The sequence below is a fragment of the Bifidobacterium sp. ESL0728 genome (genome assembly GCF_029392015.1).
In the GTDB taxonomy this organism is placed as follows: Bacteria; Actinomycetota; Actinomycetes; order Actinomycetales; family Bifidobacteriaceae; genus Bifidobacterium.
In genome coordinates this window covers 1,479,951-1,495,143 of sequence record NZ_CP113925.1, presented here as the reverse complement: position 1 = coordinate 1,495,143, position 15,193 = coordinate 1,479,951, and the positions used below count along the sequence as shown (strand labels likewise).

Here is a 15,193-nt window from a genome sequence, read left to right as displayed (position 1 = left end):
TCGTTGACTGATATTCAACCTGCGTCCACCGGTATCCGGGCTTGACGACATTCGATATTTTCCTGCTTTGGAAAGCCACCTTTGCAATACGTGCGAAAAAGACGTATCGCGGAAAATCGGTATCGCTGAAAAGCGGAAGCCCGTAATCAGGCCGTCATTTATTGGAACGGATAGGCCAGATCGACCAGATACGGCTTGAGATCGTCGGTAATCGGACCGTTGGTGGCCACGATGTCGTTTTCGCTACGCCAATGGATGGGGTTGCCGTTCCAGCGGCTCACCCTGCCCTGGGCCTGGCGTACCACGACGGTGCCGGCGGACACCGCGGGGATGTCCCAGCGGTGTAGATGCGGCTCGAAATAGGCGTCATAGGTGCCGTCTGCCACCTTGCACAGGTCGAGCGAGACGGGCCCGATACGTTTGACGTCGGCGGGCTTGCCGGCTATCTCGCTTAAAACGTGGAACGCGCGTTCGGATTCCGCAGGGACATGGGACATGCCGAAACTCACCACCGAACCGGTCAGCGTGCTGATGGTGGAGGGGAGTACCTTGCCGCGTTTCTCGCCGATGGGAGTGCGACGGATGCGGATAGCTCCCTGGCCCTCAGCGGCCAGATAGGTGAGCCCAAGCGCCGGGGCGTGGACGACGCCCAGAATCGGCTGTGCCGAATTCTCTTCGTTGAATTCGAACAGTGAGACGGTGATGGTCCATTCGCTCATGTTGCGCCGGAAATTGATGGCTCCGTCAATCGGCCCCACGCACCAGAAACGGTCGCCGGGTTTCGCGTTTTCCGGCCTGTCTCGCCACATACCGTCGAAGGGTTCAAGATAGTTGAGACGATTTTCAACGAAGGCGATGAGCTTCTTGTCGATGGTGCTCCCCAGTTGCCTCGAGGTCGAAGGAATTTCAAGTTCGGCAAAATCCTGCGGATTGATCTGGTCCTGAAGCGCGTGCTTGCCGGCGTCCTGCGTCACCTGAGCCACTTTGAGCGCCAATGCCCTTGGATTAGTCGTCATATCTACCTGCCTGTTTTCTTTTTTGCCGTCTATATACTATCCCGTAGGCTTTATAACCCCAAAACCGCATGAAAAAACCTCCGGTCGAATTGCAATCGGAGGTTTTGAAGATCAGATGATCCTATGAATGTCTCACTTGGAGGCAACGGCCTTCTTGAGGAGGCTGCCGGCAGAGATGCGGACACCGTAGGATGCAGGAATCTTGATCGTTTCGCCGGTGCGCGGGTTGCGGCCGGTGCGAGCAGCGCGACGAACGCGCTCGGCGGAGAAGAGACCGGTGAGCTTCAGGCCTTCGCCGGACTGCATTGCCTCGACGAACACATCCTGGAAGGCGTTGACGGCCGCTTCGGCCTGGGCCTTGGTCAGGTTGGACTTCTGTGCAATCTTCGAAACGAGATCAGACTTGTTGTATGCCATGAAGAATCCTTCTTGATTAGGGGCTTTCTGTTTGGTGAAAGCCACGTTTCAGTTGTATATTCTAGCCCAAAGTCTCGCCAAATACCGCCGATTACAATAGTTTTTTCGCGGATTTGTAAAGATTTAGGCCATACAGGGGGTATTTTTAAGTGTATTTCGATGAAAAATCAAACTGAATTCGTTTTGAACTTCGATTTTCAGCTTTATCGCACGCATCCGCTTATCTTTCCAACATGATGAGGAATATCATTCGAACGATCAAAGCAGATTGCGGTGGTCAAGCCGTTTCATCGCCAGAGCGCCGATCGGGATACGCAACCAGTAGAAGCCGACTCGATAGAGCAGCGTGGCGCTCAAAGCGACTGCTGCTGGCACGCCGACAGAGGTGAAGGCGAAGGTGAGTGCGGCCTCGACGGCTCCCAGACCACCTGGTGTGGGAGCGGCGCTGCCGAGCGTATTGGCCAAAAGGAAGACGAAAATGGTTTCCAGCGGATTGAAGTATGTGCCGAATGCCATCAAGGCCGCCCAGAAGCCAAGACCGGTGGCGATGTTCAGGATCAACGCGCCGACGATACCGGCGGCAAGTTTCTGCGGCTGGGCCAGAACTTCGACCAATTGGTGGGCGTAGGAACGAAGAATCGGCAGATATTTGTCGACAATCATGCGCCGGATCGGGGTGATGGCCATGCATAGGCAGAGCACCAGCACGATGGCGCCGATGACCACGACCAACGTGTTGGTCGGCACCATGCCGGAAAGCATGTTGCGGCCCGTGAACAGTCCCATGATCAGCAGCAGAACAATGGTCGTCAGGCCCTGTACCGCCCACGTCACCGACATGATGGCGGTGGCGGCGGTATTTTTGTACCCGTTCTTGCGCAGGAACTGGAGATTGACGAACGCAGGCCCCACACCGGCCGGCATCGAGACCGCGGTGAAGCCGGATGATGCCTGAGAGCAGAACAGGTCGAAGGGGTGCCGCTTGCCGTGGTCCATAAACGAGCCGAGGGTGATCGCCGAGCCGACCCATGCAAGCATCGAAAGCAGCAGACAGACCAAGGCCCAGCCCAGATTGGCGTGACGCACCGCAGCGATGACCTCGTTGGGCCTCAGCTGTGTGAAGATGACAGCCACCGCGATGATGAGCAAGGTGATGGACACAAAGGATTTGACGTTGAAACGGGCCAGCGTCACGGGTTCCGCCGCCACGACCTCATCGTGAGGGTCGAGCGCGTTGAGGCCGTCGCGCACTTCGCCAAGCAGTTGTTTGTTCCACCCGGGCAGGTTTCTGGTGGCCGATGGAATGGCGACTTTCTGTATAAAAGGTGCCAGGGAAATCAACGTCTGACGGTCCCAGACCTTGAGCGCCGCCTTGATGGCAAGCCGGGGGTCGCTCAACGCAGCGAGCAATACCAGAAGCTGTACCTTGTCCATGGCGATATTGGTGCTGCCACTGGCATAGTCGCCGTTCTGCCAGCCGACGATGACGTGTTCGCCGTGGATTTGGGCAAGCGTATCGGGGGTGATGCGACGGTGTGTGTAGCCTCGGCTGTTCGCTTTGGCAAGATAATCCATATAATCGACCATCGCGTCTTCGCTGAGGTTGTCGAGGTCGACCGGGCTCGGCGTGTTGGTGACATCCAGTACGAGTACCGAGGATTCCTCGCTGTCCATGACGCCGTAGGGGCTGGGTGTCGTCAGTCCGCAGGATTGAAGACCCAGGAGCATCGAAAAATGGTGGTGAATGGCATCGCTGGCCGAACGGTCGCGGCGGATGGCGACGCCGGTGAACCGCAGGCCCTGCCACAGCTGGTTCAGATAACCGGCGGCATGGGGCAGTGAGTCCAACACGGAGATGATATAGTGTTTGCCTTGTTCGTCCTTGGCGTCATAGATCCGCGAGTTTTCGATAAGGTCGTCGTCGAGCCTCGACTTGAGGGCTCCTGTTTCGTTGTCGTCTTTGCGCCGGTGCAGTTGCGTAAGATTAAGTCCTATGCTGTCCACCGCCTGAATGATACCAGAACCCCAAAGCCCCTGGGTCCGGGTTCCCATCGCAAAGCGCAACACCAGACCGATAATGCGGCCGAGAGCAAAGGAGACGATGGTCCCGGCTACGGAATGCCAAGAGACGATGACGAACACCGCGGCCGCGATGAACAGGGTGTTCCATCCCCATTTGACCGAGGAGCGGGAACGTTTCGGTCCCGCAACGGTCAGAAACGCGCCGATGCCTGCGTAGAAGTCCGGCAGCATCGCCGGCCCGGCGCCCTCACTGGATTGCAAGGCGTCCAGCAACGACGGCACACCTAGATGGGCCAGTACGAAAGAGAGTCCCAGAATAAAGGCGTATCCGCAGAAGAGCGCCACCACCGAAACCGCGGACTGGAACCATTCCCTGTTGATGAGCAGGTGGATCAGCACGCTGATGATGATGGCGAAACTCAGGAATTGCTGAAGGATGGAAAATGGCAGATCCATAAGCCAGGTGAATGCCTGGCCGGCGGTTTTGGCGTCGTGTTCGACGCCGGTGGTGATGCCGTGCATGTAAGTGACGAAAACGATGACGGCAACGGCAAGTATCAGTGCAGCGACGGCATGGAGCAGATCGTTGGCGTTGTGGGCTCGCTGCGGAGCGACGTCGTCGATATCGACCGGCCGATGCTGCTTTTGCGGTTGCAATACTTGTTGATCAGCAGGTTTGATGGGGTTCGTCGCCGGAGTTGACGGCGAACCTGAAGCTGCTGAAGATGATCCCTCAGTAAATGGCGTAGAGGGCGTTTTGTCGCTCATTGCCCGTCAAAACCCACCAGTTGCGAGGCCAGACCAGTATAGGTCTGCGGGGTAAGCTCCTTGAGACGGGCTGCGGTGGCCTGGTCAAAGTCCATGGAATCGATGAACGATTCGATGTCGGCCTTGGATATGCTTTTGCCGCGCATGAGTTCCTTGACCTTCTCATACGGGCGTTCCATGCCCTGGCGTCCGGCGAATTCCTGGGCGCGCATGGCCGTCTGGATGGGTTCACCCAGCACCTCCCAGTTTTCGTCGAGCTCACGGTTAATGACCTCGAAATTGGGATGGATGGACTTGAGGCCGCTGAGCAGATTGTTCAGGGCAAGCAACGAATAGCCGAGCGCCGCGCCGATATTGCGCTGCGTGGTGGAATCGGTCAAATCGCGCTGCCAGCGGCTTTCGACCAGCGTGCTGGAAAGTGTGTCGAGGAACGAGCAGGAAAGTTCGAGGTTCGCCTCGGCGTTCTCGAAACGAATCGGATTGACCTTGTGCGGCATGGTCGACGAGCCGGTTGCGCCTTTGACGGGGATCTGCGCGAAAACGCCGCGGGAGATATACATCCAGATATCCACCGCCAGGTTGTGCAGGATGCGGTTGGTATGGCTGATGGTGCCGTAAAGCTCCGCCTGCCAGTCGTGGCTTTCGATCTGGGTGGTCAGCGGGTTCCAAGTCAGTCCCATACGGTTGGTGACGAATTCGCGTGAGATCGCCAGCCAGTCCGCATCCGGGCAGGCGATGGTATGGGCACCGAACGTGCCGGTTGCGCCGTTGATCTTGCCGAGGTATTCCTGATGCTCGATGTGCTTCAATTGACGACGAAGACGGTGGACGAAGACGGCCAGTTCCTTGCCAAGCGTCGTGGGGGTTGCGGGCTGTCCGTGCGTCAAAGCGAGCATTGGCAGGTCTCTGAATTCCTCGGCTTTTGAGGCCAGGAAATCCGTCAGTTCCTGGCCTTTGGGCAGCCAGACCAAGGTTACGGCCTTCTTGATGCAACGGGCGTTGGCCAGGTTGTTGATGTCTTCGGAAGTGCAGGCGAAATGCACCAGGGTCTTGAGGTTCGGCAGTTGCGTGTCGTCTCCGAGAACGCTTGAAGCGCGATCCAGTTCGTCGTCGATGTAGTATTCGACGGCCTTGACGTCGTGATGCGTCTTTGCCTCATAAGCGGCGTGACGGGCGATGCCTTCGGCCCCGAAGTTCTCCGGAATGTCACGAAGGTACTTGATTTCAGTGTCTGTAAGCGGCTTGATGCCATCGAGCACCGGCACATTGCCGTTGCCCTCGTAGCCGTTGGCCAGAAGAATCATCCATTCGATTTCGACGGTGATCCGTTCGCGGTTCAGTGCGGGCTCGCTTAAGTATTCGACAAGCGGAGCTGTCTGTTTGTGATAACGTCCATCGAGTGAAGTCAACGCGATTGCCGGTGAAATTTGGGTCAGCTGCATAAGCCTTTACCTTAGCGCAACCCGTTGTCTGAACCCACTGTCTTCACCAAGGCTTGACGTTGGTGCCATCGTCGGTTTTCGTCGGGGTTTTCTGGTCACCGTTAACCGGACCATTAGGTTGATTGGCTTTGAGCGTTTCCTCGACCTGTTTGCGCTGTTCATCGGTAAGCCCTTGGTTGTCTCCATTGCCGGAATTGGAAGAGCTTGAGCCTTTGCCGTTGCCTTTGCCGGCAGTCCCGTTTCCGTTAGCGTCGGTGCTGGCTATCTTGTGCTTGACCGAAGTGGTGAGTTTGCCGGAAATGCCACTGTTGACGTTGATGAGTTCCTTCGTGTTCGGGGTCAGCAGGACTCCCAGACGGCGGGCGTTGTTGAACTGGGTGTTGGCCTGGTCGAGTTGTGCCTTGAGCCGTTGCGGGTCGGCATTCGGCTTCTTGGCGTATTCGAGGCCAGCGTTGAGCGATGCCGTGGCCTGGTTATAATTGTCGATGGCGGTCATGTTCGCCAGCAGTACGCCGGCAATTGCCAGAAAGATAACCGCCATTATCCCCATAACGATCCGTACGGGCAATGACGCCATTGCCTGCCGTTTTCCACCGTTGGCTTTCAAGCTAACGGAAGGGCTCGCCTTGGGTCGGCCTTTGCGTTCTTTGGGCTCTTTGGCCGGGGCGGAAGGAGGCAGAGGGGCGGCGAGGTCTTTGTTTCTGTTCTTCTTCATAGCAGCCTCCTTGAATTCGTCAGCCAGCTGGCCATTTCCATGGCCAGCAGCGCTGCCAATGCTATGGAGAAAGGCCAGATGAGGGGCATGACGCGTTCGCGTCGTTTGGGGGTGTCCACGGTTCTGAAGTGTTTGGAAATCGAGGTCACGGAGGACTTGTCGAGCTTGTGCGTGCTATCGAGCACGATGCATTTTCCGCTCATTTCGTCGGCGATTTCGGTAAGGTTTTTCTTATCCATTTTCGATATTCCAGGCTGGCCGGTGGCGGGGTCTTTCACCCATCCTTGATCACTGGTGTCGGGTTGATTGTTTTCGGAGTCGCTGGGGCCGGCTTTGACTTCCGGGATCTGCCCGCCTTGCTCGCTGCCGACACCAAGCGTGAAGGCGTCGTCGAGATACTGGCGAAGGGAAGAGAAGGTGCGGCGTGGTTTCGAAGACGTCTGCTCGCCGTCAGATATGTAGTACAGTACGATTTTGTCCTGCGGATGGGCGGCGCGCATTTGTTTGAGGGCTACCAGCAGCGGGTCGATCGGAGCATCCAGGTTCGATCCGGCGGAGACGGCTGTCGGTTCCGTGTTGAGGCCCGAGGCCCAGTTGTGGATGGCACCGACATCAGGAGTCAGCGGGACATCCAAGGTTGCGCTGGCGCCGAAGTGCACGGCCGCGAAGCTCGAATTGTCATAGATGCTGGTCAAATCGTCTATGGCTTTTTTGGCCGCATCCAGTCTTGTCATCGTCGTCGGCGAGCCATATTGCGCGTCGTCCACGGCCATGGAACCGGTCACATCGGTGGCAATCACCACATCGGTGGTATTGACCGCCCTGCTCGTCGTGCTGGCGATGGTGGAAGGGGTCAATGCCAGAATCGCGATGATGACGCAGATGGCGCAACGACGCACGCATGCCCCTACCGTCTCGTCGCTTTCGCCTTTTCGGCGTCGGTGGATGACGACTACGGCGATCGCAAAGCCGATCATGACTGCCGCGATGGCGATACCGGCCGGCCATCCCAGTGCCGGGTTGAAACGCAGGGTCTTCAAATTATCGAGGTTCATCGTTTGAGCCTCCAAGCAAGGCCTATCCAAAGCGCCACCAAAAGCGCCAATGTCAATGTCCACCAACCGGGAGCATCCACCAGAGCCGCCTTACGGACCCTCTCTTCGTCTCGGTTTTTCCGCTTTTCTATGGTCTGCACGAGGTTTTCTATCGGCTTGCCGGAATGAACGGAGAAATATGAACCGCCGTGGGAGGTGATGTCGCGTTGCATTTCAATGGTCGAGTCGTCGTTCTCGCTACTCTTGGGCCCTGCATACAGCCCGTCCACCACGATGCCCGCCTTACGCGTCAGGTCCAAGGCCGAGCCCAGCGTATAGGTCGATTTGCCGGAGAAATTGTCCGTCGCCAGCACGATCGATGCCTTGTCGGCCTCGTCTTGGGAACGATTCGTCTTGCCATAAGTGAAACCGGGCAGCATTGCCGCACAGCTGATTAGGCCGTCGCCAATCAGGCTGGTCTGGTCCTTGCGGTTTTGGGTGCCCTCGATGAGGTCGGAGAACTTCTGCAAGGTGCGCGGATCGGTTTTGTCGATCTTGTCTTGTGAAGAGATGCTTTCCAGAATGTCGCTGGCGTTTTTGAGCTGGCCGGAAGCCAACTGGTAATCGTCGGTCAATGGGAAGAGTGTGCGTGAAGTGGAATTGAACAAGCTCAAACCGATGCGCTCGCCCTTGAAATTGGAAATGAGGCGTTGATAAGAGGCAAGAACCTCATGATCATATGACAGCATTGAAGGGGAGACGTCCAGACACAATACAATATCGCGGTTGGAGGCCCTTTCGTCTGCCTCGTCGACTGTGGAAGGCCGTGAGACGGTGGCCAATGAGACCAGCAGCGAAGCAGCCAAAACCAACACAGCGACACGTCCCAAAACACGCCACTGCCGGAACAGCTCGCTCACGTGTTCGGTGTTGAGGTCTTCGCCAAGGTCGAAGACCGGAATCTGGGCCGACTTGCTCGGCCGATGAGTACAGATCAAAAGCCAGACGACGATCAGGACGATCGCGGCGACGAGCCCGATTGGGCCGGCCCAGGGCCAATGCCATTCGAGGTTCATTTCCGCCACCTTTCAATCAGGTTGGAAACCCATTCGGCAGCTTGCTCCACGCTGGTGGAACGGGCTTGCGCATGGCGTTCGACGTCGGCGAATTCGGGAGGATAGAGGGCGGTGATGGTCTGACGCAAGAGCTTCATCCCTGGGTCTGACGAAGCGGGGACGGGAAGATGGTTGATATCGGCAAGGGTGTAGGAACTCATGTCCTTATTGGTTTTTGCACCAGCGAAATCACGTGCAACCTGAGCCAGTTCCTGTAGTGCCGTATCTCGCGATAATTCGCCTTTTGCATGGCGCTCCACAATGTCATTGATCCGCGCACGCCAAACCGTTTTGTCGTTTTGTGTGCTATGGGCACCGTGGACTTTCGCGGGGGCCTGTTTTTGGGGCCTTGAAAGCACCAATATCGCAATGACCAGAATAACCGCGGCCGCAAGAAAGACGATGAAGGCGACGATAAGCGCCGTCGGCATCGTAATCAGGCCTTCCGGCTTGTAATCGGCCATGTCGGCGTTGTTCGCCTGCAGCATATTTTGGAAGGCTGAGAAATGGATGGGCTTTTGGATTTTCGCCGCCATCGTGTAATTGCATAAAGTCAGGGAATGCATCGAAAAAATCATGCCATTCCTCCTGCGACGGCGGAGGAAGGCTCGAATGATGCGTACGAGGTCTGTTTCAGGGTCACGCTTACCAGATGGATGAATTGGGAGAACATGTCTTCGCTGGAAGTCGCGCGTATCAACGTGGCGCCACAGGCTTTGAGGTGCTCCTGCAATTGGGCGGTCAGATATCGGCGATGGGCGTCGACGGAATCCGCGGATTGCCGGCCTATCAGGAATGCGGGAATGCGGCGTCCGTCGATTCCGTCAGTGATCTGGCCGAACGGGACCTTTCGAAACGGATTCAACGTCGCGACATCGATGAGCATCAGCGGGTGCATCGCCGCGATAAGCCTCAAAGAGCGCATATGGTCGCCGCTCAGGGCATGTTCGTCGGTGGCGATGACCACCAGCGAACCTTTGTCGGTCAATGTACGGGCATAGGTAAGCAGCGCCTCGAAATTGCGAGGATGACGCTTTTCTGCCCCCACTGCGTTGTCGATGGCCTGCTCGAATTGTGCCAGACCGCCCTTGAACGGTTTGCGGATGATGTTGAGACTGTCGCCGAACACCAGTGAGATCCTGTCGTGGCGTCGTGCGCTCAGGGCCGCGAACATGCACATGGCGTTGCCGGCCACTTCTCTCGCGGTTTCCCCCGAAATTGTGCGGCCCTCCATTTCCAGACCGTTGTCGATGAGCAAATGGACGCGTGAGGTGACCAGGCGCTCGCGGTCGATGACCATGGGATGCCCGAGTTTCGCGCTGGCTTTCCAATCGATGAGCCGCGCCTCGTCCTCGAAGGTGTAGTCCCTGGTGGACATGGGGTCGTTGTTTCCGCCGAGTCGTGAGGACGAATGTTCGCCTTCGAGCACCCCTAAGGCACGGCGTACCGTAGGCAGGTTCAGCGTTGAGGAAAGCGTTTCGATTTTCCTGCGCACGTTTTTCGCTTCCGGCGAGACGTGACGTGGGTCGGGTCTCATGGAACGGGCACCGTTTCGACGATGGAATCGATGATCTGGTCGGTGCTGGTGCCTTCGGCCTGGGCTTCGAAGGTCAGAAGGATACGATGTCGCATGATTTCATGGACAAACTTTTTGATGTCCTCGGGAATCACATAGTCACGCCCGTTCAACAGGGCCTGCGCCTGTCCGATGCGAACCAACGAAATGGAGGCGCGGGGACTTGCGCCCAAGCGTACTTTGGCAGCAAGGTTCTTGATGGGGTGGCTGCCGGCGCCACGAGAAGTGGCGACCAGATCAACCGCATAATTCATGATGGCTTCCGAAACGTGGACGCGTCGGGCGGCAGAGCGTAGGAAATCGACGTCGGCGATGCTCAGGGCGTCCTGTGCCGGAGCGGTGGGATCGACCACGTCCGTTCCACGAAGCGTGAGCATCGAGAGCATACGCGTTTCGTCGGCGGCGCTGGGGTAGGTCATGACGGCTTTCATCATGAAACGGTCCATCTGTGCTTCGGGGAGGGTGAAGGTGCCTTCTTCTTCAATGGGGTTCTCCGTGGCGATGACCATGAACGGTTTGGGCAGCGCGATGCGCTTGCCGCCGATGGTCGTCGCTCCTTCCGCCATCGCCTCGAGCATGGCTGACTGCGTTTTCGCGTTGGAACGGTTGATTTCATCAAGCAGCACGAAATTGGCGTGAATCGGGCCGATTTGCGTTGAAAACTGCTGGGTGGAGAAATCGAAGATCTGGGTGCCCACCAAATCCGAAGGCATCAGGTCCGGTGTGCACTGCACGCGTCGGAATGTGCCGGAAACCGAAGTCGCCAAAGTCTGGGCCGCCGTGGTCTTGGCAAGGCCGGGAACCGATTCGATGAGGATATGGCCACCGGCGATCATCGTGGTGATGAGAGCTTCACGAAGATTCTCCTGGCCGATGAGTGTCTGCGCGAAACGCATGCGGATGCGGTCGGCGAGCTGTTTGGCGCGGGTGCCTTCACTTACTCCCGTGTTCGAGGCGGCGGGGGCTGGAATGGATGTGGCGGGCTGTTGCTGCTCGGCAGGCTGCGATGAGCGTGGATGTGGAGGGAAAATGGCCATAACGCTTCAATTCTAAATTTCTAGATTCGGATGTTTATTGCTCTGTGTGAGGCATTGTAGCCGAAGGTAGAGTCGAGCCCGACGTAAGATCCCAATTGATCGGTGCGGCCCCCATCTGTTGCAATGCCGCGTTGGCACGTGAAAACGGACGAGAACCGAAGAATCCCCTTGAAGCGGAAAGCGGACTGGGGTGAGGGGATTTGATGATGAATGCGTGGGTCAGCAGCGGTTCGAGGCTTTGTGCGTTGCGGCCCCAGAGAATGGCGACCAACGGTTTCGGGTTTCCCTGTGCGTCTTGGCGGGCGTTCAAAGCCGTGATGGCGGCGTCCGTGATTTTCTCCCAGCCCTTTCCCTGATGGCTGTTGGGACGGCCGACACCCACCGTCAGGCAACGGTTGAGGAGCATGACCCCTTGGCTGCACCACGGCGTGAGGTCGCCGTTTTGCGGAATCGGCAGGCCGAGGTCGTCGTGCATCTCCTTATAAATATTCTGCAGGCTTTTGGGTACGGGTCTCACGTCGGGGGCCACGCAGAAGCTCAGTCCTACAGGATGACCGGGAGTGGGGTAGGGGTCCTGCCCGACGATCAGTACCTTGATGGAATCAAACGGTATTGTGAAGGCCCGCAGGATGTTGCGGCTCGCCGGCAGATAACGGCGTCCGGCCCTGTGTTCGGCGCGCAGGAAGTCTCCCATACGGTGGATGTCCGGTTCCACATCGGCCAGCGCCTGCGCCCAACCGGCCTCGACAAGTTCTGAAAGTGGTTTGATATGGGTTTCGCTCATGGAATTTACTTTAGATTCGGGTCGGTATGTTTATTTTTTGAGGATTTTCAGCAAGGATGGAGTTTTGGCGGTGGAGGACGCTATAGTTAGTATGAATTGTTTGTAGTTGTACACACGGAGGAGAATTATGGCGCGCGATGACCGGGGTAACTATGAGTCTTATCAGAAGGACGCGTTCGACAACCCCCCCAAAGGTCCTATAGGTGTTCACCGTGGCAATACCTCGTTGCTTTCCCGCTCGGTCCCTTATATTATTGTCGTGATTGTGGCTATCTTGGCGGGTCTTTTGGTCTGGGGCTTCTATTCAGGTGAGCTGCAGAAAACCTTTAGTGGGCATAGCCAGAGCCAATCCCAGACGGTAGCTGCTCCGAAGACCGAGAAGAAAAAGGTCGTCAAAGAGGACACGGACACGAAGAGCAAGTCCGATACCGACACATCCACCAATCAGCAGCAGCAACAACAACAAGCTGCGCCCCAGCCTGCCCAGCAGGTCAATAAGCAGACCGCGGTTCAGGTCATCAATGCCACCCACACCACAGGCTATGCCGCCAAGAAGAAGGCCGTGCTTGACCAGGCCGGGTATTCCAGCGTTACCGCCGGCAACGCGTCTGGCGCACTTCCTGCCTCCACCGTTGTCTGGTATCAGAACGATAACGACAAGGCGACGGCACAGGATGTGGCGAATACCTTGGGTATTCAGGCTGTTGAACAGCACAGTGGCATTCCTCAGGCCATTGTTGTGATGCTTCTCAATTGATTCTCAGCACGTGGGGTTCTTTTGTGATGGGGTCTAATTAGAGGCTCTCTTCCATTTTTTATGTGTTTATTGTTCATTTTCTCGGCGTGTTGCGTGTTTTTGACTGGGGTTCTGTCTATAGTAAAAACATGTTACGTGATGTGGTATTCGGAATCAGCCGGGTGCCTCATATTGTTTTCGCGTGACACTCGGATGAGAGAATGGTTATTATGGCACAAGGTACCGTGAAGTTCTTCAATGCTGGCAAGGGTTACGGATTCATCAGCCCCGATGACGGGAGCGAAGATGTATTCGTCCACTATTCCGCTATTCAAAGTGATGGCTTCAAGAAGCTTGACGACGGCGATAAGGTGGAATATGAGTTTGAGCAGGGCCCGAAGGGTCTGCAGGCGACAAGCGTCACCAAGCTCTGATTACTAGCCAGTAGCTACATTTAACGTAGGGTCCGGTTCATTAAGAATCGGCCCTACGTTTTTTCATGCCAACAGCGCAATTTCATCAATTTTGGCACTCGACGGGTGGGAGTGCTAATCTTGCAATTAGCACTCGAAGCCTGAGAGTGATAATCGGCAGCTGACGGTTGGTTATCGTGCTTGTTGGTTTTGGGTGAGTCAATATAAGCTGTGTAGCCACTTGTGGAGGAAACAATGGCAAAGATGATTGCATACGACGAGGAAGCTCGCCAAGGAATGCTTGCGGGTCTCGATGAACTCGCCAATACCGTCAAGGTCACGCTGGGCCCGAAGGGCCGCAACGTCGTGCTTGACAAGAGCTATGGCGCTCCGACCATTACCAACGATGGTGTTTCCATCGCCAAGGAAATCGATCTCGAAGATCCTTACGCACGTATCGGTGCGGAACTGGTCAAGGAAGTCGCCAAGAAGACCGATGACGTCGCAGGCGACGGCACCACTACCGCGACCGTGCTCGCCCAGTCGCTCGTACACGAAGGCCTGAAGAACGTGGTCGCCGGATCCAACCCGGTGGCTTTGCGCCGTGGCATTGAGAAGGCTTCGGACGCCGTGGTCAAGGAACTCGTTTCCGTGGCCAAGGATGTGGAGACCAAGGAGCAGATCGCTGCTACCGCTACGATTTCCGCCGGCGATCCCGAAATCGGCGAGAAAATCGCCGAGGCCCTCGACAAGGTCGGCCAGGATGGCGTAGTGACCGTCGAAGACAACAACCGTTTCGGCCTTGACCTCGAGTTCACCGAGGGCATGCGCTTCGACAAGGGCTATATCTCCCCGTACTTCGTCACCAATAATGACGACCAGACCGCGGTGCTCGACAACCCGTACATCCTGCTGACGAGCGGCAAGCTCTCCAGCCAGGAGGATGTCGTCCACATCGCCGAGCTCGTCATGAAGAGCGGCAAGCCGCTGCTCATCATCGCCGAGGACGTCGACGGCGAAGCGCTGCCGACCCTGATTCTGAACAAGATTCGTGGCACCTTCAACTCCTGCGCCGTCAAGGCTCCTGGCTTCGGCGACCGCCGCAAGGCCATGCTGCAGGATATCGCCATCCTGACCGGCGCACAGGTCGTCTCCGACGATCTGGGTCTGAAGCTCAACTCCGTGGATATGTCCGTGCTTGGCCAGGCCAAGAAGGTCATCGTCTCCAAGGATGAGACCACCATCGTTTCCGGTGCCGGCTCCAAGGAAGACGTCGAGGCTCGCGTCTCGCAGATTCGCGCCGAGATCGACAACACTGATTCCGACTATGACCGCGAGAAGCTGCAGGAGCGTCTTGCCAAGCTCGCCGGTGGCGTGGCCGTCATCAAGGTTGGCGCCGCCACTGAGGTCGAGGCCAAGGAACGCAAGCACCGCATCGAAGACGCTGTGCGCAACGCCAAGGCCGCCATCGAAGAGGGCCTGCTGCCCGGCGGTGGCGTCGCGCTCGTCCAGGCTGCCAAGAAGGCCGAGGAATCCGCTGATGTCAAGGCGCTGACCGATGAAGAGGCCACCGGTGCTGCCATCGTCTTCCGCGCCATCGAAGCCCCGATCAAGCAGATCGCCGAGAACTCCGGTGTCTCCGGTGATGTCGTCCTGAACAAGGTTCGTGAGCTCCCTGAAGGCCAAGGCTTCAACGCCGCGACCAACCAGTACGAGGATCTGCTCGAGGCCGGCGTGGCCGACCCGCTGAAGGTCACCCGTTCCGCACTCCAGAACGCCGCTTCCATCGCCGGTCTGTTCCTGACCACCGAAGCCGTGGTCGCCAACAAGCCGGAACCGAAGCCGGCTGCTCCAGCCGCTCAGGGCGCCGACATGGGCTACTGATCCGAAGCCTGATTCCGCAAGCTTAAAAGCTGTAGGAAATCGTTAGGATTTTAAGGCGCTGGCATCTTTTTGAGGTGTCAGCGCTTTCTTGTCTTCTGGCCCGATAGGTCGTCGACTGCTAGTTGTTGGTTGACAGGTGATAATCAATCACACGAATACATGATCGAGAAAACAGCCTATTCCATTTATTTTTTTAAAAAATGTCTTTCCACCGGTATGTTCCTCGTTCGGGCT

Annotated in this window: 14 protein-coding genes; 3 read left to right on the top strand and 11 right to left on the bottom strand. The window is 57.0% G+C overall.

Features of this window, described 5'->3' with window-relative positions:
* Nucleotides 1-158 precede the first annotated feature (158 nt).
* The 11 genes from OZX67_RS05895 to OZX67_RS05845 form a co-directional block, all read right to left on the bottom strand.
* Entirely contained in the window at nucleotides 159-1,016 is an 858-nt protein-coding gene (locus OZX67_RS05895; protein WP_277141773.1) for an inositol monophosphatase family protein, read from the bottom strand.
* 132 nt (nucleotides 1,017-1,148) lie between these two features.
* A complete protein-coding gene (locus tag OZX67_RS05890) occupies nucleotides 1,149-1,433 on the bottom strand; it encodes an HU family DNA-binding protein (protein WP_033521170.1) in 285 nt (94 codons plus the stop codon).
* A 258-nt stretch (nucleotides 1,434-1,691) separates the two neighbouring features.
* Nucleotides 1,692-4,223 (bottom strand): lysylphosphatidylglycerol synthase transmembrane domain-containing protein, encoded by a 2,532-nt coding sequence (locus OZX67_RS05885; protein WP_277141764.1) that lies wholly within the window; start codon nucleotides 4,221-4,223, stop codon nucleotides 1,692-1,694.
* Nucleotides 4,220-5,665: an adenylosuccinate lyase gene (gene purB / locus OZX67_RS05880; protein ID WP_277141762.1), complete on the bottom strand. Its 1,446-nt coding sequence runs from the start codon at nucleotides 5,663-5,665 to the stop codon at nucleotides 4,220-4,222. The genes OZX67_RS05885 and purB overlap by 4 nt, the downstream gene beginning before the upstream one ends.
* A gap of 43 nt (nucleotides 5,666-5,708) precedes the next feature.
* The gene (locus OZX67_RS05875; protein WP_277141760.1) at nucleotides 5,709-6,380 is read right to left on the bottom strand and encodes a DUF6466 family protein; all 672 of its coding nucleotides are present in this window, start codon (nucleotides 6,378-6,380) and stop codon (nucleotides 5,709-5,711) included.
* The gene (locus OZX67_RS05870; protein ID WP_277141758.1) at nucleotides 6,377-7,435 is read right to left on the bottom strand and encodes a VWA domain-containing protein; all 1,059 of its coding nucleotides are present in this window, start codon (nucleotides 7,433-7,435) and stop codon (nucleotides 6,377-6,379) included. Before OZX67_RS05870 ends, OZX67_RS05875 begins: the two co-directional genes overlap by 4 nt.
* Complete coding sequence (locus OZX67_RS05865) at nucleotides 7,432-8,490, bottom strand: VWA domain-containing protein (RefSeq protein WP_277141756.1); 1,059 nt, start codon at nucleotides 8,488-8,490, stop codon at nucleotides 7,432-7,434. The genes OZX67_RS05870 and OZX67_RS05865 overlap by 4 nt, the downstream gene beginning before the upstream one ends.
* Entirely contained in the window at nucleotides 8,487-9,065 is a 579-nt protein-coding gene (locus OZX67_RS05860) for a hypothetical protein (protein ID WP_277141754.1), read from the bottom strand. The genes OZX67_RS05865 and OZX67_RS05860 overlap by 4 nt, the downstream gene beginning before the upstream one ends.
* A gap of 38 nt (nucleotides 9,066-9,103) precedes the next feature.
* Nucleotides 9,104-10,066, bottom strand: coding sequence for a DUF58 domain-containing protein (locus tag OZX67_RS05855; protein ID WP_277141752.1), 963 nt, complete (start codon nucleotides 10,064-10,066; stop codon nucleotides 9,104-9,106).
* Nucleotides 10,063-11,142 (bottom strand): MoxR family ATPase, encoded by a 1,080-nt coding sequence (locus OZX67_RS05850; protein ID WP_277141750.1) that lies wholly within the window; start codon nucleotides 11,140-11,142, stop codon nucleotides 10,063-10,065. Before OZX67_RS05850 ends, OZX67_RS05855 begins: the two co-directional genes overlap by 4 nt.
* A 34-nt stretch (nucleotides 11,143-11,176) precedes the next feature.
* Nucleotides 11,177-11,926, bottom strand: a complete 750-nt coding sequence (locus tag OZX67_RS05845; RefSeq protein WP_277141748.1) for a uracil-DNA glycosylase — start codon at nucleotides 11,924-11,926, stop codon at nucleotides 11,177-11,179.
* 127 nt (nucleotides 11,927-12,053) lie between these two features.
* Between OZX67_RS05845 and OZX67_RS05840 the strand changes: the two genes are divergently transcribed.
* From OZX67_RS05840 to groL, 3 genes are all read left to right on the top strand, one after another.
* Nucleotides 12,054-12,683, top strand: a complete 630-nt coding sequence (locus OZX67_RS05840) for a LytR C-terminal domain-containing protein (protein ID WP_277141746.1) — start codon at nucleotides 12,054-12,056, stop codon at nucleotides 12,681-12,683.
* Nucleotides 12,684-12,892: 209 nt separating this feature from the next.
* Entirely contained in the window at nucleotides 12,893-13,096 is a 204-nt protein-coding gene (locus OZX67_RS05835) for a cold-shock protein (RefSeq protein ID WP_277141744.1), read from the top strand.
* A gap of 234 nt (nucleotides 13,097-13,330) precedes the next feature.
* The gene (gene groL, locus OZX67_RS05830) at nucleotides 13,331-14,959 is read left to right on the top strand and encodes a chaperonin GroEL (RefSeq protein ID WP_277141741.1); all 1,629 of its coding nucleotides are present in this window, start codon (nucleotides 13,331-13,333) and stop codon (nucleotides 14,957-14,959) included.
* Nucleotides 14,960-15,193 lie beyond the last annotated feature (234 nt).

Excerpts from the sequence above, each read along its gene's own strand:
- OZX67_RS05895 (WP_277141773.1), bottom strand. The coding sequence starts at position 1,016 with ATGACGACTAATCCAAGGGCATTGGCGCTCAAAGTGGCTCAGGTGACG.
- OZX67_RS05890 (WP_033521170.1), bottom strand. The coding sequence starts at position 1,433 with ATGGCATACAACAAGTCTGATCTCGTTTCGAAGATTGCACAGAAGTCC.
- OZX67_RS05885 (WP_277141764.1), bottom strand. The coding sequence starts at position 4,223 with ATGAGCGACAAAACGCCCTCTACGCCATTTACTGAGGGATCATCTTCA.
- purB (WP_277141762.1), bottom strand. The coding sequence starts at position 5,665 with ATGCAGCTGACCCAAATTTCACCGGCAATCGCGTTGACTTCACTCGAT.
- OZX67_RS05875 (WP_277141760.1), bottom strand. The coding sequence starts at position 6,380 with ATGAAGAAGAACAGAAACAAAGACCTCGCCGCCCCTCTGCCTCCTTCC.
- OZX67_RS05870 (WP_277141758.1), bottom strand. The coding sequence starts at position 7,435 with ATGAACCTCGATAATTTGAAGACCCTGCGTTTCAACCCGGCACTGGGA.
- OZX67_RS05865 (WP_277141756.1), bottom strand. The coding sequence starts at position 8,490 with ATGAACCTCGAATGGCATTGGCCCTGGGCCGGCCCAATCGGGCTCGTC.
- OZX67_RS05860 (WP_277141754.1), bottom strand. The coding sequence starts at position 9,065 with ATGGCGGCGAAAATCCAAAAGCCCATCCATTTCTCAGCCTTCCAAAAT.
- OZX67_RS05855 (WP_277141752.1), bottom strand. The coding sequence starts at position 10,066 with ATGAGACCCGACCCACGTCACGTCTCGCCGGAAGCGAAAAACGTGCGC.
- OZX67_RS05850 (WP_277141750.1), bottom strand. The coding sequence starts at position 11,142 with ATGGCCATTTTCCCTCCACATCCACGCTCATCGCAGCCTGCCGAGCAG.
- OZX67_RS05845 (WP_277141748.1), bottom strand. The coding sequence starts at position 11,926 with ATGAGCGAAACCCATATCAAACCACTTTCAGAACTTGTCGAGGCCGGT.
- OZX67_RS05840 (WP_277141746.1), top strand. The coding sequence starts at position 12,054 with ATGGCGCGCGATGACCGGGGTAACTATGAGTCTTATCAGAAGGACGCG.
- OZX67_RS05835 (WP_277141744.1), top strand. The coding sequence starts at position 12,893 with ATGGCACAAGGTACCGTGAAGTTCTTCAATGCTGGCAAGGGTTACGGA.
- groL (WP_277141741.1), top strand. The coding sequence starts at position 13,331 with ATGGCAAAGATGATTGCATACGACGAGGAAGCTCGCCAAGGAATGCTT.